Source organism: Marinomonas sp. ABL3_031, from assembly GCF_056161265.1.
The window spans coordinates 184,885-205,775 of the sequence record NZ_JBSWYU010000006.1 but is presented as its reverse complement, the minus strand read 5'-3'; the positions used below and the strand labels follow the sequence as shown (position 1 = coordinate 205,775).

At 43.6% G+C, this 20,891-nt stretch carries 15 protein-coding genes; 7 read left to right on the top strand and 8 right to left on the bottom strand.

Annotated features, from left to right (window positions below):
* Positions 1-133: 133 nt before the first annotated feature.
* Positions 134-1,108, bottom strand: coding sequence for an HTH-type transcriptional regulator CysB (cysB, locus tag ACXAH2_RS09185; RefSeq protein WP_475078048.1), 975 nt, complete (start codon positions 1,106-1,108; stop codon positions 134-136).
* A 107-nt stretch (positions 1,109-1,215) separates the two neighbouring features.
* On the opposite strand from cysB, the gene ACXAH2_RS09180 reads away from it, so the two are divergent.
* Entirely contained in the window at positions 1,216-1,977 is a 762-nt protein-coding gene (locus tag ACXAH2_RS09180) for a sulfite exporter TauE/SafE family protein (RefSeq protein WP_475078046.1), read from the top strand.
* Between the two features lie 94 nt (positions 1,978-2,071).
* Complete coding sequence (locus ACXAH2_RS09175) at positions 2,072-3,148, top strand: 3-deoxy-7-phosphoheptulonate synthase (RefSeq protein WP_475078044.1); 1,077 nt, start codon at positions 2,072-2,074, stop codon at positions 3,146-3,148.
* A 75-nt stretch (positions 3,149-3,223) separates the two neighbouring features.
* Here ACXAH2_RS09175 and nfuA read toward each other — a convergent pair whose 3' ends face one another.
* Positions 3,224-3,805: a Fe-S biogenesis protein NfuA gene (gene nfuA / locus ACXAH2_RS09170; protein WP_475078043.1), complete on the bottom strand. Its 582-nt coding sequence runs from the start codon at positions 3,803-3,805 to the stop codon at positions 3,224-3,226.
* A gap of 248 nt (positions 3,806-4,053) precedes the next feature.
* On the opposite strand from nfuA, the gene ACXAH2_RS09165 reads away from it, so the two are divergent.
* The 5 genes from ACXAH2_RS09165 to fusA all read left to right on the top strand — a co-directional run bounded on the left by ACXAH2_RS09165 (position 4,054) and on the right by fusA (position 10,466).
* On the top strand, positions 4,054-5,715 hold the full coding sequence (locus tag ACXAH2_RS09165; protein WP_475078041.1) for a nitrite/sulfite reductase: 1,662 nt from the start codon (positions 4,054-4,056) through the stop codon (positions 5,713-5,715).
* A complete protein-coding gene (locus ACXAH2_RS09160) occupies positions 5,699-6,175 on the top strand; it encodes a DUF934 domain-containing protein (RefSeq protein ID WP_475078039.1) in 477 nt (158 codons plus the stop codon). Before ACXAH2_RS09165 ends, ACXAH2_RS09160 begins: the two co-directional genes overlap by 17 nt.
* A 162-nt stretch (positions 6,176-6,337) precedes the next feature.
* Complete coding sequence (locus ACXAH2_RS09155; protein WP_475078038.1) at positions 6,338-7,003, top strand: TIGR04211 family SH3 domain-containing protein; 666 nt, start codon at positions 6,338-6,340, stop codon at positions 7,001-7,003.
* A gap of 15 nt (positions 7,004-7,018) precedes the next feature.
* Positions 7,019-8,191 carry a cation:proton antiporter domain-containing protein gene (locus ACXAH2_RS09150; RefSeq protein ID WP_475078037.1) on the top strand — a complete coding sequence of 391 codons (1,173 nt, stop codon included), beginning with the start codon at positions 7,019-7,021 and terminating at the stop codon, positions 8,189-8,191.
* A 181-nt stretch (positions 8,192-8,372) separates the two neighbouring features.
* Complete coding sequence (gene fusA / locus ACXAH2_RS09145) at positions 8,373-10,466, top strand: elongation factor G (RefSeq protein ID WP_475078035.1); 2,094 nt, start codon at positions 8,373-8,375, stop codon at positions 10,464-10,466.
* A gap of 167 nt (positions 10,467-10,633) precedes the next feature.
* Here the strand turns inward: fusA and ACXAH2_RS09140 are convergent, their stop codons facing one another.
* From ACXAH2_RS09140 to ACXAH2_RS09115, 6 genes are all read right to left on the bottom strand, one after another.
* Positions 10,634-11,686: an aldo/keto reductase gene (locus tag ACXAH2_RS09140; RefSeq protein WP_475078034.1), complete on the bottom strand. Its 1,053-nt coding sequence runs from the start codon at positions 11,684-11,686 to the stop codon at positions 10,634-10,636.
* A gap of 93 nt (positions 11,687-11,779) precedes the next feature.
* Entirely contained in the window at positions 11,780-12,982 is a 1,203-nt protein-coding gene (locus tag ACXAH2_RS09135; RefSeq protein ID WP_475078032.1) for a cytochrome-c peroxidase, read from the bottom strand.
* 386 nt (positions 12,983-13,368) lie between these two features.
* Positions 13,369-17,088 (bottom strand): AAA family ATPase, encoded by a 3,720-nt coding sequence (locus tag ACXAH2_RS09130; RefSeq protein WP_475078031.1) that lies wholly within the window; start codon positions 17,086-17,088, stop codon positions 13,369-13,371.
* Positions 17,085-18,377 (bottom strand): exonuclease subunit SbcD, encoded by a 1,293-nt coding sequence (gene sbcD / locus ACXAH2_RS09125; protein ID WP_475078029.1) that lies wholly within the window; start codon positions 18,375-18,377, stop codon positions 17,085-17,087. Before sbcD ends, ACXAH2_RS09130 begins: the two co-directional genes overlap by 4 nt.
* A gap of 21 nt (positions 18,378-18,398) precedes the next feature.
* Positions 18,399-19,241: a 2Fe-2S iron-sulfur cluster-binding protein gene (locus ACXAH2_RS09120; RefSeq protein ID WP_475078027.1), complete on the bottom strand. Its 843-nt coding sequence runs from the start codon at positions 19,239-19,241 to the stop codon at positions 18,399-18,401.
* A gap of 147 nt (positions 19,242-19,388) precedes the next feature.
* Entirely contained in the window at positions 19,389-20,858 is a 1,470-nt protein-coding gene (locus tag ACXAH2_RS09115) for an aminoacyl-histidine dipeptidase (protein ID WP_475078052.1), read from the bottom strand.
* Positions 20,859-20,891 lie beyond the last annotated feature (33 nt).

Here is a 20,891-nt window from a genome sequence, read left to right as displayed (position 1 = left end):
GCAGAAACTAAAAGGCCTGAGTCCGATAGAGTATCGGAATCAGGCCTTGAAAGCCGCTTAGAACAGAGTCCAACTTTATGGGGTCAGTTCAAAAGCGGTGCTTTTTAATAAAATCTTTTTTCAATACATTGAGTTAATGTCGGGGCAACTCTATACCCTCAAACAAACGCTCAACTTCCTGACGATTTGGCGCTTCCATAGCCGCTACAACTAATTCTTTAGTCAAATGCGGTGCAAATGATTCAATGAATTTATACATGTAACCCCTGATAAAGGTATTACTACGAATACCAATCTTAGTGCAGCTATCAGCGAATAAGTGAGACGCGTCCAACGCCACTAAGTCTGCATCCAAGCCTTCATCATAAGCCATAGAGGCTACAATCCCGACCCCCAAACCAAGTCGCACATAAGTCTTGATGACATCAGAATCCGCTGCGGTAAAGACTACGTTCGGCTCTAACTCAGCCTGCTGGAAAGCTTTATCCAATTGTGAGCGTCCCGTAAAACCAAATACGTAAGTCACAATAGGATATTCTGCTAAGGCTTCTAGTGTCAGTTCACTCATACCAGCCAAAGGATGATTTTTCGGCACCACAACAGAACGATTCCAAGTATAACAAGGCAACATCACTAAATTACCAAATAATTCCAACGCTTCAGTTGCAATCGCAAAATCCACCACACCATCATTGGCCATTTCAGCAATTTGCATTGGCGTCCCTTGATGCATATGCAAACTCACTTCAGGATAACCCTCAATAAACTGATTAATCACCTTTGGCAAAGCGTATCTTGCTTGCGTGTGCGTGGTCGCTATATCCAAGGAACCTTTTCGTTCATCACTAAATTCGCTGGCCACACGCTTGATATTTTGCGTTTGATTTAACACTTCACCTGCTAATGCGATAATTTTCTCACCGGCTGGCGTTATGTGAGTAAGATGTTTACCACTGCGCGCAAACACCTCAACACCCAACTCATCTTCTAATAAGCGAATTTGTTTACTTACACCAGGTTGAGAGGTATAAAGGCTTTGAGCAGTAGCCGACACATTCAAGTCATGACGCGCCACTTCCCATATATATCTAAGCTGCTGTAACTTCATCGACTACCTTATTCTAAAAAGAGTTAAAAACATAAGAAAATATTACTTTATAGAATAGTAAAAAACCTCTAATGTTGCCAGCTAAATCAAATTAACATGGCGGTTCAATGGAATTTATCTGGTACATTTTTGCAGGTGCAGTAGTTGGCTTAGCCGTTGGCATAACGGGTGTTGGTGGTGGCTCATTGATGACACCTTTATTGTTATTATTTGGTTTCCCGCCTCACATCGCAGTCGGAACAGACCTATTGTATGCTGGTATCGCAAAAAGTACCGGTGTTGCCATGCACGCAAAACGTGGCAATGTCAATTGGCGAATTGTTATCGCCATGGCTGCAGGCAGCCTACCTGCCTCTATCATCACCGTCTTTTTGCTATCACAATTTGAAAAGCCTGATCATTATCAAGATGTCTTAACAACCACTTTGGGGTTGATGCTGACACTCACCGCCATCGTCGTGTTATTTCGCAAAAAATTGATTCAAACCTTTAATCTCAACCTTAACGATAATCAAAGCACCAAGTTAATCTTTGTCTGTGGTTTTATATTAGGTATTCTGGTCACACTTACCTCTGTGGGTGCCGGTGCACTTGGTACAGCAATCATGATGATCCTATTTCCGTTGATGCGCGCAAAGAACATTGTCGGTACAGACCTAGCGCATGCCGTACCACTTACTTTAGTCGCCGGCATAGGTCATATATTCCTTGGCAATGTGGACTACTTGTTGTTAATGGCACTCTTAATAGGATCAATTCCTAGCATCTATTTAGGGACACGCATCGCCAGCCACGTACCCAATAATGTACTGCAACCCATATTGGCCAGCGCCCTTCTTTCATTTGGTGTGAAATATTTGTTTTTTTAATCAGAAAATGCCATTGAAAAGGTTCATTCAATTTAAAAAAAAGTATATGGTTGTCCGCCATAATGAAAAATGCAGCAAGCAGGAATCCCCCGCAATGAGTAACAAGCGTCTTGAAGACCTAAACATCGCCTCTTTTCATTCTCTGGTTACCCCCATTGAATTAAAAAAAGAGTTGCCTATCAGTGAGACTGTCAGCAACCATGTCGCTGAATCTCGCGACACCATCAAAAACATTATGGATGGAAAAGATCACCGCCTAGCAATTGTCATTGGCCCTTGCTCCATTCATGACCCTCAAGCCGCATTGGATTATGCCAAACGCTTAAAAGCTTTGTCGGAAAAACTAGACGATACTTTATACATCATCATGCGCGCTTATTTTGAAAAGCCTCGCACGACTGTGGGCTGGAAAGGCTTAATTAATGATCCTAATTTGGATGGCACCTTTGACATCGACAAAGGCATCCGCATTGGTCGTAAATTGCTAATTGACCTTGCTGAATTAGGCCTGCCTTTAGCGACTGAGGCACTTGATCCTATTTCACCTCAGTACATTCAAGACCTGATTAGCTGGTCTGCTATCGGAGCTCGCACAACTGAATCACAAACTCACCGCGAAATGGCTTCGGGTTTATCGGGCCCAGTAGGATTTAAAAACGGTACCGACGGCAGCATGACAGTGGCTGTTAATGCTATGCAGTCTGTTTCCCATGGTCACTCTTTCTTGGGCATCAACGAAAATGGGCAAGTCAGCATTGTAAACACCAAAGGTAATGCTTACGGACATTTAGTACTTCGTGGTGGAAATGGTCAACCTAACTATGACGCCAAAAACGTTGCCATGAGCGAAGAAGCATTAACCAAAGCTAAGCTAAAACACAACATCATGGTCGATTGCTCACACGAGAACTCCAATAAGCAACCTGAGCGCCAAGTCACGGTAATGGAAGACTCAACAGAGCAAATCTTGTCAGGCAACCAATCTATTATGGGCCTAATGATCGAAAGCAACATTGGCTGGGGCAATCAAAAAGTGCCAGCGGATATCAGCCAACTAGAGTATGGTGTGTCAATTACCGATGCCTGCATCGATTGGCAGACAACGGAAGAAGCCCTAAACACTATGGCGAATGCGTTGCGCGACATTTTGCCAAAGCGTCAACGCCAATAATATCTCAGGCCTTGAATAAACATAAAAAACGCGAACCAAGTTCGCGTTTTTTTATGTTAAACCAGAATCATCCAGTTACATGAAAGCGTTTTCTGTTACCGTATGGTCTGTTGCGTCTTTTACGGCTTTCAAGCCCGGCACTTTTTCGATCAAAGTTTTCTCAACGCCCTCTTTCAAGGTTAAGTCAACCGCACTGCAACCCTGACAGCCGCCTCCAAATTTTAAAATAGCGACTTCACCATCCACTACATCTAATAAACTTACTTCTCCACCATGAGCAGCCAGACCAGGATTAATTTCAGAATACAGTATGTAATTAATTTGATCTTCAATTGGGCTATCAGCTGTAACTTTTGGCATTTTCGCATTCGGAGCTTTAATGGTTAATTGTCCACCCATTTTCTCAGTTGCATAATCAATAAATGCTTCATCTAAGAAATTCACCGAATTTTTTTCTACGTAAACTTTTAATTTAGGCAAATTTAAAATTTCATCGGTAGGATTTACTTCATCAGGGCGGCAGTAAGCCAAACACGTTTCAGCATAAGGCGTACCAGGCTGTTGGATAAAAATACGTACAGCCATACCTTCTACGCCTTGTTTATCAAGCAAAGAAGCCAAATATTCTTGAGCGGCATCAGTAATAATAATGTTCATATACAACCTTAAAAACTGGGTTACGATTAATAAGGTTTATATTACCGCAGATAGAAGATAATGCCAAAGACCTAGTAAAAAACTAAGGTATTTTTCCTTCATTTATTGAGAGCCTTTCTCATTAGAAATATTCAAATAAGCCTTATTAGGAAAAACCCTAAAGATATAGATAAATATTCATTTTTCGAATAAAGAGTTTTTGCTAGTATCAGCATACTTAAAATTTGTTAATCACGGTTCAATTCAATATGTATCAATACGACGCCATTGACCAACAGCTTGTTGAAGAGCGTGTTGCCCAATTTCGCGACCAAACCCGTCGCTATTTAAACAAAGAGCTAGGTGAGCAGGAATTCCTGCCATTGCGCTTACAAAATGGACTTTACGTACAGCGTTATGCGCCTATGTTACGTATTGCTATTCCATACGGCATGCTGTCTAGTGTTCAACTGCGTAAACTCGCAGACATCAGTCGTCGATATGACAAGGCTTACGGCCACTTCAGTACTCGTCAAAACCTACAATTAAACTGGCCAAAACTGGAAGATGTGCCTGACATTCTCGCCGAATTGGCCGAAGTACAAATGCACGCTGTACAAACCAGTGGTAACTGTATTCGCAACACCACCACAGACCAATACGCTGGCGTTATCTCTGATGAAGTGGTTGACCCTCGTCCATATTGTGAGTTGATTCGTCAGTGGTCTACCTTCCACCCAGAGTTTGCTTTCTTACCTCGCAAATTCAAAATTGCTGTCAATGCCACTGAGTCTGCTGACCGTGCAGCTACTCAAGTGCATGACATTGGTTTGCATATTAAGAAAAATGACGCAGGTGAAATTGGTTTTAAAGTGATTGTAGGTGGCGGCCTGGGACGTACCCCCATGGTTGGCGTAACCATCAGTGAATTTATTCCTCGTGAAGATTTACTCACTTATCTTGATGCCATTATCCGTGTATACAACCAGCAAGGTCGTCGTGATAACAAATACAAAGCGCGTATCAAAATTCTGGTAAAAGCCCTTGGTATTGAAGAATTCCGTCGCCGTGTTGATGCCGAATGGGCTCACCTACGCGGTAAAGAAAGCACAGTACCAATGAGCGAGTTTGACCGTTTGGCTTCTTTCTTTACTGAACCGGCTTACGAATCACTGAGCAATCAACCTGCCGAGCTTAGCGCAAAACTTGCAGAAAGTGCGGGATTTGCTCGTTGGTACGAGCGTAATACATTCGAGCACAAGAAAGCAGGTTATCGCATTGTTACCCTTACCTTGAAAAAAGCCGGTCAAGCTCCAGGCGATGCGACAGCTGAACAGATGATCAAAGCCGCCGATCTTGCCGATCGCTTCAGCTTCGGTGAGTTACGTGTTAGTCACGAACAAAACCTCGTATTGGCGGATGTACGTCAAGATCAATTAGTAGAATTGTGGGAAGCAGCCAAAGCAGCGGGTTTTGCAACCCCAACTTTAGGCCTACTAACCGACATGATTTGCTGCCCAGGCGGCGATTTTTGTGCTCTGGCCAACGCGAAATCCATCCCTATCGCTGCGCAAATTCAAGAAACTTTTGATGATCTTGATTACCTATACGATCTTGGCAACATAGATCTAAATATCTCAGGTTGTATGAACGCCTGTGGCCATCACCATGTGGGTAACATTGGTATTTTGGGTGTCGACAAAAAAGGCGAAGAGTTTTACCAAGTATCCATTGGTGGTGCATCAGGTCATGACGCTAGCATTGGTAAAATCTTGGGCCCTTCTTTCGCACAAGAAGAAATCAGTGGCGTTATTCAAAAACTCATGCAGGTTTATGTGGACAACCGTTCATCAGAGGAACGTTTCATTGATACCTTCCGTCGCATGGGAATCGCACCGTTTAAGGAGGCTGCATATGCCAAAACTAATTAAAGACGGCATCATCACTGAAAGCCCATTTGAATGGCTGCAAGATGCAGAAGCCAGCATCAATAACAACAGCATAGTCCCTTCTCAAAGATGGCTCGCAGAACAAGATACCATTGGCAAAGTAGCTGGCATATGGCTAGAAGCGGGTGACGGTACTGAGATCCTTAAGGGTATAGACCTAAATCAATTTGAAGTGATTGGCGTTAACTTCCCTGCCTTTGCAGATGGTCGTGGCTTTAGTTATGCACGTCTACTACGCGAGCGCTTTAACTATCAAGGTGAAGTGCGTGCACTTGGTGCTTTCATCCCTGACCAGTTAGGTTATTTGTTACGTGTGGGCTTCAATAGTTTCCAGTTTTCTGAAGAAGTGGATCTGGAAAAAGCCTTATTACTACACAAACCTTTTTCCGTTGCTTACCAGGGTGATGTGGCGGATCCAAGGCCAATATTCTTACGCCGTTAAACGGGGAACAGCAAGATGAAACAATGGATTTCTACTTGCTATTGTTAAGCACATTAACCAATTGTCACATAAAAGGCCATTTCGATGGCCTTTTTCTATTGCGTCTTGCCTAAGTCATGATTATCGTTATAAAAGATAGATTCATTGTGAAAGGAATACCACGTGACAAAGACACACATAATCAGCCTCTTATTAGGCAGTGTTTTATCAACTGCACTACCTGCAGCTACCGCTTATGTTTCTGACATTCAATTTGTTGCTATTCGAGAAGGACAAGATAATAGCACCAGAGCTGTTGAACGCGGCATTAAAAGCGGCACCCCTCTTGAGGTACTCGAACAAGCCAATGGCTACACCAAGGTTCTAACGCCCAGCGGCAACGAAGGCTGGGTAGCGGATTATTACTTATCCGATGACATGGTAACGCGCGATCAACTCAATGAATTGCAGAAAAGATTGACGACAGCAATCAAGCGCCGTAATGAAATCAGTGATGATTTACGAACCAGTCAACAAGAGAATCAAGCGCTTATTTCGACACAACAAAGCCTTGAACAAGAAAACGCCTCTCTAAAACAACAATTGGAAGATGTACAAGCTTTAGCGGAAAAGGCCGAAATTATTGTTTCACAAAATGATACCGTCAGCTACCAAATCGAAAGCTTAAAACAACAAGCTGACATCGCCCAGAAAAACAGCCTGAGACTTCAAAAAAACCATCAGCAAAAATGGTTCATCATAGGTGCAGTCACCTTGTTTGGCGGCCTCCTGTTAGGCATTTTAGCGCCATTATTACGACGTAAAAAAATCGCCAACGCCAACTGGTAAAACACAGGAGAGAGAATGCTGGAAGTGTCGATCGTCCACTCCTTTTTTTTGATTTTCGCTGGAGCGGCTGTCGTAGCTTCCATTGCCCTATACACACGACAACCTATGATTCTTGCCTACATAGCACTAGGCATTGCCTTTGGTCCTTCGGCCCTTTCTCTTATCAACGAGCCCAAGTTGATGGATGAAATGAGTCACATTGGCATCATTTTTTTGCTCTTTCTATTGGGACTGGACATGCAGCCCAGCCACTTGCTTAACATGCTCAAGAAAGCGTCATGGGTAGCGCTACTGAGTTCCGCTATTTTTGCCGGACTTGGCTATCTGGTATCCATAGGTTTCGGTTACAGTCAATTGGAAAGCGTGATTATTGGCGTGGCTATGATGTTTTCCAGTACCATTGTTTGTATCAAGTTACTGCCCACCACAGTTCTCCACCATAAACATACAGGTGAATTGGTCGTTGGTTTATTGTTATTACAAGACATAATTGCCATTGCGGTTTTGCTGGTGCTATACAGCAGTTCAGGCACAGCGGAAAACAACCTAATGCAATACCTAAAGCCGCTACTCGGTTTACCGCTATTAATCGCCGCCTCATTTGTATTTGTGAAATACATTCTACTGAAACTCATCGCGCGTTTTGATCGTTTTCATGAGTACATTTTTCTGGTGTCGATTGGCTGGTGTTTATCCCTAGCTGTGTTAGCAGAGAGCGCAGGCTTGTCGGCAGAAATGGGTGCCTTCATTGCAGGAGTTAGCTTAGCAACCAGTCCAATTTCACAATACATAGCAACACACCTTAAACCCCTACGCGATTTCTTTTTAATTCTGTTCTTCTTTTCTATTGGCGCAAGCTTCAACCTAGACCTTTTAGGGGCAGTCATCCTACCTGCATTTGTCCTCGCAGTAGGCGCCATGCTCATCAAACCTGTGGTGTTTCGTTTTTTACTAAAAGGCATGAAAGAAGAATCCAGCACCGCTTGGGAAGCAGGTTTTCGCCTTGGTCAAGTCAGTGAGTTTTCGCTACTGATTGCTTACTTAGCGGCAAGTATTGGTCTTTTGGGTCAAGAGGCCTCTCATGTTATTCAAGCAACCGCCATTTTAAGTTTTGCCTTATCTACTTATGTCGTCATTTTAAACTACCCGTCCCCTATCGCTATCTCAGATAAATTGCGCAAAGATTAATCGCAACACCTTATTTTATAAGGTTTTTATGCCTTAATTCTGGTAATTATAAATTGCTTCTGGTTACCCCCTTTCTTTAATCCCCTAAAATATAATAGAATAGCGCGAAATATATGGCCCTCCATGAGAAGTCCTGTATAATAACGCGCAAATTTCGTCCTCACTTATTTAGAGTAATGTAATGGCTGACTTATCAAAATACAGAAATATCGGTATTTTTGCCCACGTTGATGCGGGTAAAACAACCACAACTGAACGTATTCTTAAACTAACTGGTAAAATCCATAAAACTGGTGAAGTTCATGATGGCGAATCTACTACTGACTTTATGGAACAAGAAGCAGAACGTGGTATCACCATCCAGTCTGCTGCTGTCACTTGTGAGTGGAAAAAGCACCGCCTAAACGTCATCGACACACCTGGGCACGTTGATTTCACTGTAGAAGTATACCGTTCGCTTAAAGTTCTTGACGGTGGTATTGGTGTATTCTGTGGTTCTGGTGGTGTTGAGCCTCAGTCAGAAACGAACTGGCGTTACGCTAACGAGTCAGAAGTTGCACGTGTTATTTTCGTTAACAAGCTAGACCGTTTAGGAGCTAACTTCTACCGAGTTGTTGAGCAAGTTAAAAAAGTACTAGGTGCCAATCCACTTGTTATGACACTTCCTATCGGTGAAGAAGACGAATTTGTTGGTGTTGTTGACGTTCTTTCTAAGAAAGCCTTCGTTTGGGATGACACTGGTCTTCCTGAAAACTACAGCATCGAAGACGTTCCAGCTGACATGGTAGACAAGGTTGAAGAATACCATGAAACTTTGATCGAAACGGCTCTTGAACAAGACGAAGATCTCTTGATGGCTTACCTTGAAGATGGTGAAGTTCCAGCTATCGAAGAGATCAAACGCTGTATCCGTAAAGGTACTCGTGACCTTGCTTTCTTCCCAACATACTGTGGTTCTGCCTTCAAGAACAAAGGTGTTCAACTCGTTCTTGATGCCGTTGTAGATTACCTACCTAACCCAACAGAAGTTGATCCACAAGAATTGACTGATGAAGAAGGTAACCCAACAGGTGAAGTGGCTACTGTTAGCGCTGACGAACCTCTAAAAGCACTTGCATTCAAAATCATGGATGACCGCTTTGGCGCCCTTACTTTCGTTCGTATTTACTCTGGCCGTATTCAGAAAGGTGACACCATCCTTAACTCTGCAACTGGCAAAACTGAACGTATTGGCCGCATGGTTGAAATGCAAGCCGACGACCGTAACGAGATCTCTTCAGCACAAGCTGGTGACATCATCGCTATCGTTGGTATGAAAAACGTACAAACTGGTCACACTCTATGTGATCCTAAGCACCCTTGCACACTTGAAGCAATGGTCTTCCCTGAGCCTGTAATCTCTATCGCTGTTCAGCCAAAAGACAAAGGCGGTAACGAGAAAATGGGTATCGCAATCGGTAAAATGGTTGCAGAAGATCCATCTTTCCAAGTAGAAACAGACCAAGATTCTGGTGAGACTATCTTGAAAGGTATGGGTGAGCTTCACCTAGACATCAAAGTAGACATCTTGAAACGTACTTACGGTGTGGATCTAATCGTTGGTCAGCCTCAGGTTGCTTACCGCGAAACCATCACGCAAGAAGTTGAAGATTCTTACACTCACAAGAAACAATCTGGTGGTTCTGGTCAATTCGGTAAAATCGATTACCGCATCAAACCAGGTGAGCCAAACTCTGGCTTCACTTTCAAATCAACGGTTGTGGGCGGTAACGTACCGAAAGAATTCTTCCCAGCTGTTGAGAAAGGCTTCAAGTCTATGATGGAGCAAGGTGTTCTAGCCGGCTACCCAGTACTAGACGTTGAAATCGAGTTGTTCGACGGTGGTTACCACGCAGTTGACTCCTCTGCTGTTGCCTTCGAAATCGCTGCTAAAGGCGCTTTCCGTCAGTCTATTCCAAAAGCGGGTGCACAACTTCTTGAGCCTATCATGAAAGTTGACGTGTTCACTCCAGACGACAACGTTGGTGACGTAATTGGTGATTTGAACCGTCGTCGCGGCATGATCAAAGACCAAGAAGCTGGCCTAACTGGCGTACGTATTAAAGGTGAAGTACCTCTATCTGAAATGTTCGGATACATTGGTCACCTACGTACCATTACTTCTGGTCGTGGTCAGTTCTCTATGGAATTTGCTCACTACGCGCCATGTCCTGCTAACGTTGCTGAAACGGTAATCGCTGCAGCGAAAGAGAAAAACGAGAAAGACGCTAAGTAATTTCACTTAGACGATTTCTTTAAAAAACCGATGCTTGCATCGGTTTTTTTGTATCTGCAATTTTAATTTGAGAAAGAAATATCAAGTATAAAAAAACCGGCAAGCGCCGGTTTTATTTCACTTATTGCCAAGTAGAAAACGTCAAGAGATTAAAGCAGCAGCAACCATTAGAATGGCACAGGATACTCTTTAAACACTGCCATTATATCTTGTAAGGCTTGTTCGGATAACGCTAAATCAAAGGCAGCTATATCTTCTTTAAGCTGCGTCAATGACGTTGCCCCTATGATGGTCGATGTCACACCATCCACCTGATCACACCAAGCCAAGGCCAATTGCGCCGCTGTCATACCATAAGATTTTGCCACATCCACATAAGCAGACACCGCTTTATCTGTCATTGGCGTATCACGGAATAAACCATTACGTTGCGCATAACTCCAACGACTTCCTTCAGGACGAGCGCCACCCAAATACTTACCGGTTAACGCACCTGCAGCCAATGGCGACCAAGGCAAATATGCCACATCTTGGTGAACACAGTTTTCAATCAGATATGGCCAGTCTTTCGCATGCAACAGACTAAATTCGTTTTGAATTGAAGCCACTCTTGGTAGGTTATGCTTTTCGCTCAGACGCAAGTATTCATTGATCCCCCAAGTAGTATCATCAGACAAACCAAAATGGCGAATCTTACCGGCTTTTATACAAGCTTCAAGACCTTGCAGTATGTCCAGCATTTGATTGGAATGCTCTTCTGCGTTTACATCACTAAAACGGAAATGATTTGGAAAGTGTTTTCCAAAATGTGGGGAAGTACGATTCGGCCAATGCAATTGATACAAGTCGATATAATCCGTTTGCAAACGTTTTAGAGAATCTTCAACGGCCGCAACAACAGCTTTACCAGTAATGGGACCACCATTACGGACATAACTTAAACCAGATCCTGCAATTTTAGTCGCCAAAACAATGTCATCACGTCGGGAAGGATGACGAGATAGCCAATCACCAATTATGGTCTCTGTTTTACCATAAGATTTTGGTGTTGGCGGTACGGAGTACACTTCCGCAGTATCCATAAAATTAACGCCATGATCTAAGGCGTATTCAATTTGCTCATCAGCATCCGCTTGAGTGTTTTGTGTTCCCCACGTCATGGTACCCAAACAAACACGGGAAACCTCTAAGCCAGTTCGACCTAATGGCACATATTTCATTATTCACACCCTTCTTAGCAAAAAAGAAAAGTCCAATGTAAACAGAAATCGCCTCACTAGACCAGTTTTATCAATGAAAACAATGAGGAGTTGCTACTCAGCGCTAACCCTGCTATTAGACTCTAACAAAGATTCATATCGTTGATCTGTCAAAGCTTTCAAGAAAGCGACAATGGCATCCACTCTTTGATCTGGTAGCGCTGGACCTTTTTCGAGTTCCTCAAAATCAATATTCGCTGCCACTTCTGGATCCCCCCAAGGTTTATTCGTTTCTGGGTTAATGGTGCGTTTAGGGTTATTGTACTTATCGTAAAACAAGACGACAGTGCGCAAGTCTTTAAATACCCCATTATGCATATAAGGCCCTGTAACAGCCACATTACGTAGACTCGGCACTTTAAATTTACCCGCTTGTTTCTCGTCATGAATATCAGGGTTATCCAGTAACCCCCTATCCACTGTTCCTGTATGCGCATACAAAGCGGGATTAGTTGGAACACCTATATTGCGATACTCATAATTAGTAAAGGTTTCCTGAGGATTCAAGGGTGAAGTATGTAACTGATGGCAAGCATTACAATTGGTAAATTGTTGCGAAAAAAACAGGGTTTTACCCAATTCTTCTTGTGGTGTTAGCTTAATTTCACCACGTAATGCCCTATCATATCTCGAATCAAAAGGCATAAAGAGCTCAGTCTTTTCAAAGGTTGCGATGGCATCAGCTATAGCATTATAGCCCGCTTCCGTATCGTTCAATACACCATCACCATACAAACTATTAAAACGCTCAATATAAGAAGGGTTCTCTTTTACTCGCTCGATAACCGCAGCACTATCCGGCAACGCCATTTCGGGAGGACTAATGAACGGACCTTTTGCTTGCTCTGCCAAACCAGAAGCACGTCCATCTAAGAATTGACCGCCACGATATTCACCATTGCTCAGCTGATGAAAAGCCGGCGAAAAAGCGGCATAACCGGCTGTTGGCGCATTACGCCCTCCCATAGACTGCCCATCACTGCCCAATGAGACGGCACCATCCAAGGCGTCTGTTCGCTTATCAACAAAGGCGGTAGCGATTGCGTGACACGTTCCACAGGACTGATTGCGCTCTTTTGAGAGGTTAGTATCAAAAAACAGCTGTGAACCCAGTAAGGCTTTGGGATCAGATAAGGCTACAGGTAACTCGTTGGCAGCTTGCTGTTGCTGTGAATTTGCCGCCACATCCAATTTTGATGACTCATTACAAGCCGTTAATAAAAATACCGCTATTAAACCCAAAGGAAGACGTAACATGAAAACTACTCAAGGCTCAGTTGAAAATTTGCAGAGCATCATACACCCTTAAAAAAAACCAGTAAAACAATGACAATCATTATTACTTAATTTCTCTATAAAATGCTGAAAAACACGATCTATATCAAGGTATGAGATATCAGTGACAATCTTACTGGGCACCTTATTAAAGATAACCAATCAACTTACTGATTAATCAGACATAAACAAATCGATGTCATGCTCCTATTCAGTGCTTTGTAAAGTCAAGATGCTCAATATTGAACGAAGTTTTAAGATTCTGTTTTTATTAATTTTTTACAACTTATTTACATACTTGTTCCCATTTATCTGGGGAAAACTTTTGCACCAGTTGCAAGCACCTATAGGTTTACATTCACTTTTTGCTAAGAGTCATGGACGGCAAATTCTGGCGCTAGTCGACTCACACCCAAGCCACTTTGCTTGGTCAATTTAATCTGCACGGGAATACGTTCCTTAAGAGCACTGATATGACTGATGATGCCAATGGTTTTGCCTGATGAATGAAGATTATCCAAAGCATCCAAAGCGGACTCTAAGGTTTCACTGTCTAAAGTGCCAAAGCCTTCATCCAAAAACAGAGAATCAATGCTGGTTTTATGAGAAACCAGATCGGATAACGCCAACGCCAATGCCAAACTGACCAAGAAAGACTCACCTCCCGACAAGGTTTTGGTGTCACGGCTGGCGTCGGCTTGCCAAGTATCCAATACTTCTAGGGATAGCGTATCTTCCTCACAGCGTTTCAATTGATAACGACGATGCAAAATTTGCAGATGCTGATTAGCCAAATACACCAAATGATCCAAAGTGAGACTTTGCGCAAAGCGTCTAAACTTAGCACCATCCGCTGAGCCAATCACATAATTAAGGCGCTCTAGATGAATGAAATCCGCACGCTTATTATCTAATTGCTCAAGCAAACCCGCCACTTGTTTACTGCGCTGCTCCTCTTGTTTTAGCTGCTCAGTCACCACACCCCATTCACGATGTAATGCTTGCTGTTGAGTCTGTACTTCATCACGTTTTGTTTTTAACGCATCCAGATTCAACGACAACAAGGTGACATCAGAGATATCTTTTTGTGTTTCAAGATGTTGCTGCAAGCTTTGTTTAACCTGATTTAGTAAGGTTTGATGTTGAGTAATAGCAGCTTGCAATGCCTTATCTTTTTCCAGCCATGCCTGTAATTGTTCAGCAGGAACTCGTGCTGCTTGCCAATTTTTCTCATCAGCAAAGCCTACTTTTTCAAGACTGTCTAACCAATTAGGCAGCAGAGTTTGCTCATTTTTAAGCTGTTTATCTATACTGCTTAGAATCGTTTTAAGCTCAGTATTCAAAGCCAACAAAGCGTCTTGAACGGCCTGCCACTGGGCTTGCTGATCCTGTTGCTGCAGCTCAGCATTTGCCACTTTTTGTTTCATTGCGTGCTGCAATGAGTCTAGCGTCTCTTCTCCTAAGTACTCTTTTAAAGCAGCCCGAAGCTTAGTCAGTTCGTCTTCCAAGTCAATTCGCTTAACATTGGCATTTTGAAGATGATGCTGACTTTCTTCGAGTGAGGATTGCAGTTTATTTTGCTCGAATTGGGCCTGATCACGGCTTTGAATAAGCTGGTCCTGGGAAGCTTTCACCTCTTTCCATTCGACAAGATTTTGCTGCAAGTGACCTAGCACCTTCTCCAAAGACAGATTAATTCTCTCTTGTGACACACCCGCTTGCTGCATTGCTTCTTGTAATGCTTGCTCAGATTGAGCAATGTGGGTAGATACTTCTTTTTGTCGAATTTGCTCTGTCTCCAAAGCTTGCTTGGCCAATTTAACATTGCTTTCTAATTCAGCTAAACGAGCATCGTAGTTTTGTCTTTGCTCTTGTAAGGTCTGCAGCTCCTTTTCAAGCAGCATAAGCTCATTATGCTGTTGTTGAGCACTGGCTTGCGTCTGCTGAAGTGCATTCCAAGCCTGAATAAATGGGACTATTTGTTGTTGGTTAGCCTCTGCATCGAGCATATCCGTCTGGCTATTTTCTACAAAGATAGGCGTCACACCTAAATTAGCCAGCAGGAACAAAATCTGCTGTTGCCCTTGTGACTGCTGATGCTGCAAATTCACTAACTGGTCAGCAATAAGCGCCGTCTCTTTTTCTAACAGTTTCTCATCTGCCGCCAAGGTTTGACCTTGCTGTTTCAATTCTTCTAAAGATTGATTCAGTATTGTCAGCTGTTGCTGATGACCAGAATCTTGCTGATACAAAGCCTGATGCAAATCATGATGCTGAGAACCACACAGCGGACAAGCTTGCCCGTCATTAAGTTGATCACGAAGCGTGGTCAAAGCAATGATATGTCGCTCTGCCTCGACCAGTTGCTCAAGCGTTTTCTGATGCGCGGCTTTTTCCTTATAGGCATGACGCGCTTCCGCCAAGGTTTGTTTGATGCTGCTTGTTTGGCTACCTAATTGACGAATTTTCTCTTCGAGCAGATGTTGCTCAGTGCCATTACTATGATATTCCTGCAATAGATTCTCAATCTGCTGAGCAAGCTGAGACTGCCTTTCTACCTGTAACGCTTGTTCAGACCAAGCCTGCCAATCCTTATTGCCAGTGAGCTCATGAAAGGCATTTAATACTTGAGCATGATGTTGTTGTTTAGTTTGCCAATCTTGACTGGCCGTTTGCCCTTGCTTTATGTGCTCTTGCTGTTGACCACATGCGTCATCATATGCTTTTTGTTTTTGCTGCAACAAAGAGGTGGATTGCGTTAACGTCTGTTGGTTGCTTAATAAGCTATCCAATTGATGTTGCCAATTAGCCAACTCAGCCTCAACCTTATCCATACCCTGGTATTGATTAAGTTTTTGCTGATTCTGTTCAAGAGACTTATTGGTTTGAACCAAGAATGCGCTGCGCTGCGCCTCTTCGCTTAACCATGATTCATGTTTTTTCTGAGCTTGCTCAACCAAATCCTGCTGTTCTGATAACTGCTTGACTAGGCTCTGTTCCTGCAGGAGTAAAGGCTGGATTTCATGTTGAATCCGTTGCTGCAACTGCTCAGACTCTTGCATGGCCGCTTGCAAATCTTCTTTACTGATCGCAAGACTTTGCTCCATCGCTTGTTGAGACTCTAGCTTTTCCTGCTTAGTTTTCTCTAAGACTTGTTGATCTTGTTTTAACTGAGACAAAGCATCACGAACCTCCACTAACTTGGTGTATTCGACTTCAATGCTCTGTGCTTTTTGAGCTAAGGCTAGGGCTGCTTTTTGTTCCGCAAAAGCGACCTGTGACACCTCAACCTCTGCCAATGCTTGCGCAGCATTCTGCTCCTGTTGTTTAAGCTCCGTTTGCTTTTTCTGCCAGTCAAAAGCGGTTTGGTGAAGCGCCACTTGTTGCGTAAAGCGTGCGTCTTGTTCAGCAAATTGAGCCTCTTTTTGCTTTAATCCTTGCAGGTCTTCGGCGGACATCAAAGCCGTTTGCTGACTGGCCAATTCCAAGGTGGAAATCGCTTGTTTTTCTTGCTTATGCTTTTCAAACACCCACTTAGATACTTGTCCGTAGATTTCCGTCCCTGTGAGCTCTTCCAACAATTCAGCACGTTCATTGGCTTTGGCGTTTAAAAATGCCGAAAAGCCACCTTGCGCCAACAACATGGATTTAGTAAAACGCGCAAAATCCAAACCGGTGAGTTCTGCAATCTTGTCGATCTTATCGTTTATCTTAGTGGTAATAATGCTGCCATCAATTTCGCTCAGCTCGCAGCTCATGGGCTGCAGCTTACCATCACTGACATTGCGCGCTCGCCTTTGAGACCAAAAAGCGCGATAACCCTTCCCTTTTACTTCAAATTCTACTTCCGCCAGACATTCTGCCGTATGACGGGTCATGATGTCATTTTGACTAGGTGAAACTTTTAATCTGGGGGTTTCGTGATACAAAGCCAAACAAATGGCATCCAACAAGGTAGATTTACCCGCCCCCGTTGGCCCGACAATGGCAAAGACACCCGCTTCATCGAAGGGGCTTTGGGTAAAATCAATTTGCCATTCTCCTTTTAAGGAGTTGAGGTTCTTGAGTCGTAACTTACAAATCTTCATTCGACTGTGTCCTCTTCTGCCTTGTCATGACCTTCGGTTTGTTCATTCACTTCTTCGAGACACTGCATAAAAAGTTGCGACAGGACGGTTTTGTCTTCATCTTTTAATTCTAAACTGGCGGTGACACTGCGATCGAAAACCTCTTCAACCGATAGCTCAGATAAGGTTTGACGCTCAGTAAAGGCCATAGAGGTTTCAGTTTGTGTTTTCTTTCGCATTACCCTTAATAGCTCAATCGGCTTCCCTTCTACCGCTAGCAACAATTGCTTATGTAGGTCACTCAAATATTCATCCGCCACCACAGACACTTCCAGCCAGATGGTTTTACCTTCTTCACAAGACAACACATCGATCTGAGTTAATAAGCTTTGTAGATCACCTTGTAAGCTCACCATGGGCTGAAATCTAGGCACCTTTTTCAACACCACAGCTTCTTCTTGCTCAGCAAAAAGGTCATCCATAACTTGATCGTCTTTCGACAATAGAGTGGTATCAATAATCACCACCGACTTGTCTCGCCCCAATTCATCAAAACTGAGCGCAATAGGTGAGCCGGAGTAGCGAAAGCAGCCGTTATTTCCTATGGCTTGTGGGCGATGAATATGTCCCAATGCAAGATAATCAAAAGGCGGGAAAACCGATGTAGGCAAGGTATCCAAGGTGCCCACGTAAAGATCACGAACAGATTCACTGAGCTGACTACCAAAAGCGGTAAGATGGCCCGTACCAATAATAGGCAATGGCTGTTTTCTTTCTGCGTTACGCTTTGTCGCCAACTCATAAAGGCTGAAATAAAAATCTTTGATTTGCTGCAGCAGATCCTCTTTTTTATCCTGCTCAGACTGGCCAGATTGGCTTTGCGTTATGTCTTTAGGTCGCAAATATGGCACAGCACACAACCAAGCCGCCTCCTTACCTTGACGGTTTTTTAGCGGCACAATATGGGATTCTAAATCCGTTAGATCTGCCTGGGAAATGACTTGCACATCCAGATAGGCCAATAAGCTCTTAGATTCATTGAGCACACTCACCGAATCATGATTACCCGCGATGACCACCAGCTGACATGCTCTAGCACGCATTTCTAATACTAACTGATGGTAGATTTCTCGAGCGTAACTTGGCGGTGAGCCTGTATCAAACACATCTCCCGCGATAATAACGGCTTCTATAGACTCTTTCTCCACCACAGACAAAAGCCACCCAATGAAGGCTTTATGTTCTTCTCGACGGGTTTTGCCCATGAAATGCTGCCCCAGATGCCAATCTGAGGTGTGTAAAATCTTCATTATTTTCCCTATTGGAATTGTTCAGCGTACAAAGTGAAATTGCTGGATTCGAATGCGTTGAGATCGAAAAAAGTCTTGCCAAGCTTGCATGGAAATATCTTGTCCATGATACAGAATGTTTAACTCTGAAGAACTCACTTTACTTAATTCTTTGGTCAAAAAGGTCATCCATTGAGCTTGTTCAGTGAAATCCAAAGACGTTTCTATCTTGTTACCCTGTAATGAAATAATCCCTATAACATCCGTCGAAGAAGAGGATAAAACTTGTCGCCAATAAGCTTCATAGACTCGATTTTGAGCGGACAGAACCACCAGCCATTTGCCTTGATCTACTCCCAACTCGTGCAATAAACGGCCTTTTCGAATGCTCTTATCCTGTTGCAAATATAAGCTATCATCTGGCTCAAGTTGTGTGATGGTTTGCCAATCTGCCTCTGACCATCGTGATCTAGATAATATGAGCAAAAGATCTTGTCCTGCTGCATTTAATGCCATGCATTCTTGCGCCTGTCCATCTTGCTTTAACGAGACAATCACCCTGTCACCAAAGGATTCATCACTTGGGCCTAACAGCTGCAATGCAAGCTCACTGTCTGAGTGCGACTCTTTCGATAGAAGAGAAAAACGCGAGTATGCTAATGGCGCTTTACTAGAAAGCGAGCGATTTGAGTCAAGTTGAGTTTGGCAGGCCAATACGAAAGACTGGGTATCGACATCGTAAAGACGACAAGCACCACACGCTCCAGCCCGACAACCATAATGAACATCGGCCCCCTGCGCTAATAGACTGGTTAACAGATTATCGCCTTCTTGGGCAATAAATTGCTTATCGTTTAATGAAATGGTGACTGACTTCAAGCCCATCCTCTACCCACTTGGCCTATTCATGCTCATTGGCATAAGAGCTTAAAACTAGGATTATGACACAGAAGAGCGCAAGAACAAGAATAAGGCTTCTGCACTAAGGGTTTGTGATAACCCTTAGTGCAGAAGATTAACTTTCTGTTTGCTTTAGCGTTTTGGCGTATGCTCGAGCATTGCCACCAGCAGATTCCAGAAATCACCGACTGAGTCAATCTCCATGCGCTCACTGGGAGAATGAGCACCGCGAATATTGGGTCCGAAAGAGACCATTTCCATTCCCGGGTATTTGGCACCAATGATGCCGCATTCCAATCCAGCATGAATGACTTTGACATTGGCTTGGTAACCCATCACGCCTTTATGCACTTGCAAAAACGCCTTTAACAAACCTGCATTTGGATCGGGGCGCCAACCAGGGTAAGCGTTTTCCAATTTGACCTCAGCACCAATCAAGGCGAATGCAGATTTAGCCACATGGGCAAGATGCTCCACCGCAGAATCCACCAAAGAGCGCACCAGTAAACAAGCATTGAAGGCCATTTCTTCTTCACTTGCGGTCAATTCAATCACGCCTAGGTTGCAAGAGGTCTCGGTCACACCTTCTAGTTCCTGACTCATACGATGTACCCCGTGCGGCGCACAAAACAAGGCATTGAGAAGCTGATCTTGATCTGCTTTCTCAAGCACACATTGCGCTTCACCCCTTACTATTGAAATAGCCAAATCAGCTTCTGTGGCTGAGTATTCTAATTGAGTCTGTTTTTCAAACTCATTCATGAAGTGTTTAAAGGGAATAACTTGTTCTTCAGTCAAACTAATGGTTGCCACTGCATCGCGGGCAATGGCATTGCGCAATGTGCCACCCTGAAAACGGCTTAGCTGAAAATCACACACGTCTTTCAACAGATTTAAACAACGAATCAATAACACGTTGGCATTGGCGCGACCTTTATGAATGTCTAAACCGGAATGACCGCCTTTAAGACCTGACACTCGGATTTCAAAGCTTTGACTATCTACCGAGAGTTTGGCTGCTGTATAAGACTTAGCAATATTGATGTCAGTGCCACCCGCACAACCAATATAGACATCACCTCTGTCTTCCGAATCCAGATTAAGCAGAATTTTACCATGCAGAATCCCCTTCTCTAATTGCAAGGCACCGCGTAAGCTGGTTTCTTCTTCTATGGTAAACAAGGCTTCAATAGGCCCATGGGCAATGTCATTGGATTCCAACACTGCCAACGCCGCGGCGACACCAATACCGTTGTCTGCCCCTAATGTGGTTCCCTTAGCGGAGACCCAACCATCTTCAATCTGAGTTTGAATAGGATCCTTGGTAAAATCGTGCTCAAGCCCCGCTTCTTTTTGCGCCACCATATCAAGATGACCTTGTAATACCACAGTCTCCCTGTTTTCCATGCCTTTGCTTGCTGGTTTACGAATCAACAAATTGCCGACAGGGTCCACATAATGACTTAGCCCCAGCTCCTCAGACCAGGCAATCAAATGCTCACGTAATTGAGCTTCGTGAAAAGATGGTCTTGGGATATCACATAGGGTTTGAAAATGTCGCCAAATGATCGATGGCTGCAAGTTGCTCAGTGCTTGATTCATAGAATGTGCTTGATTCATAGAATGTGCTTGATT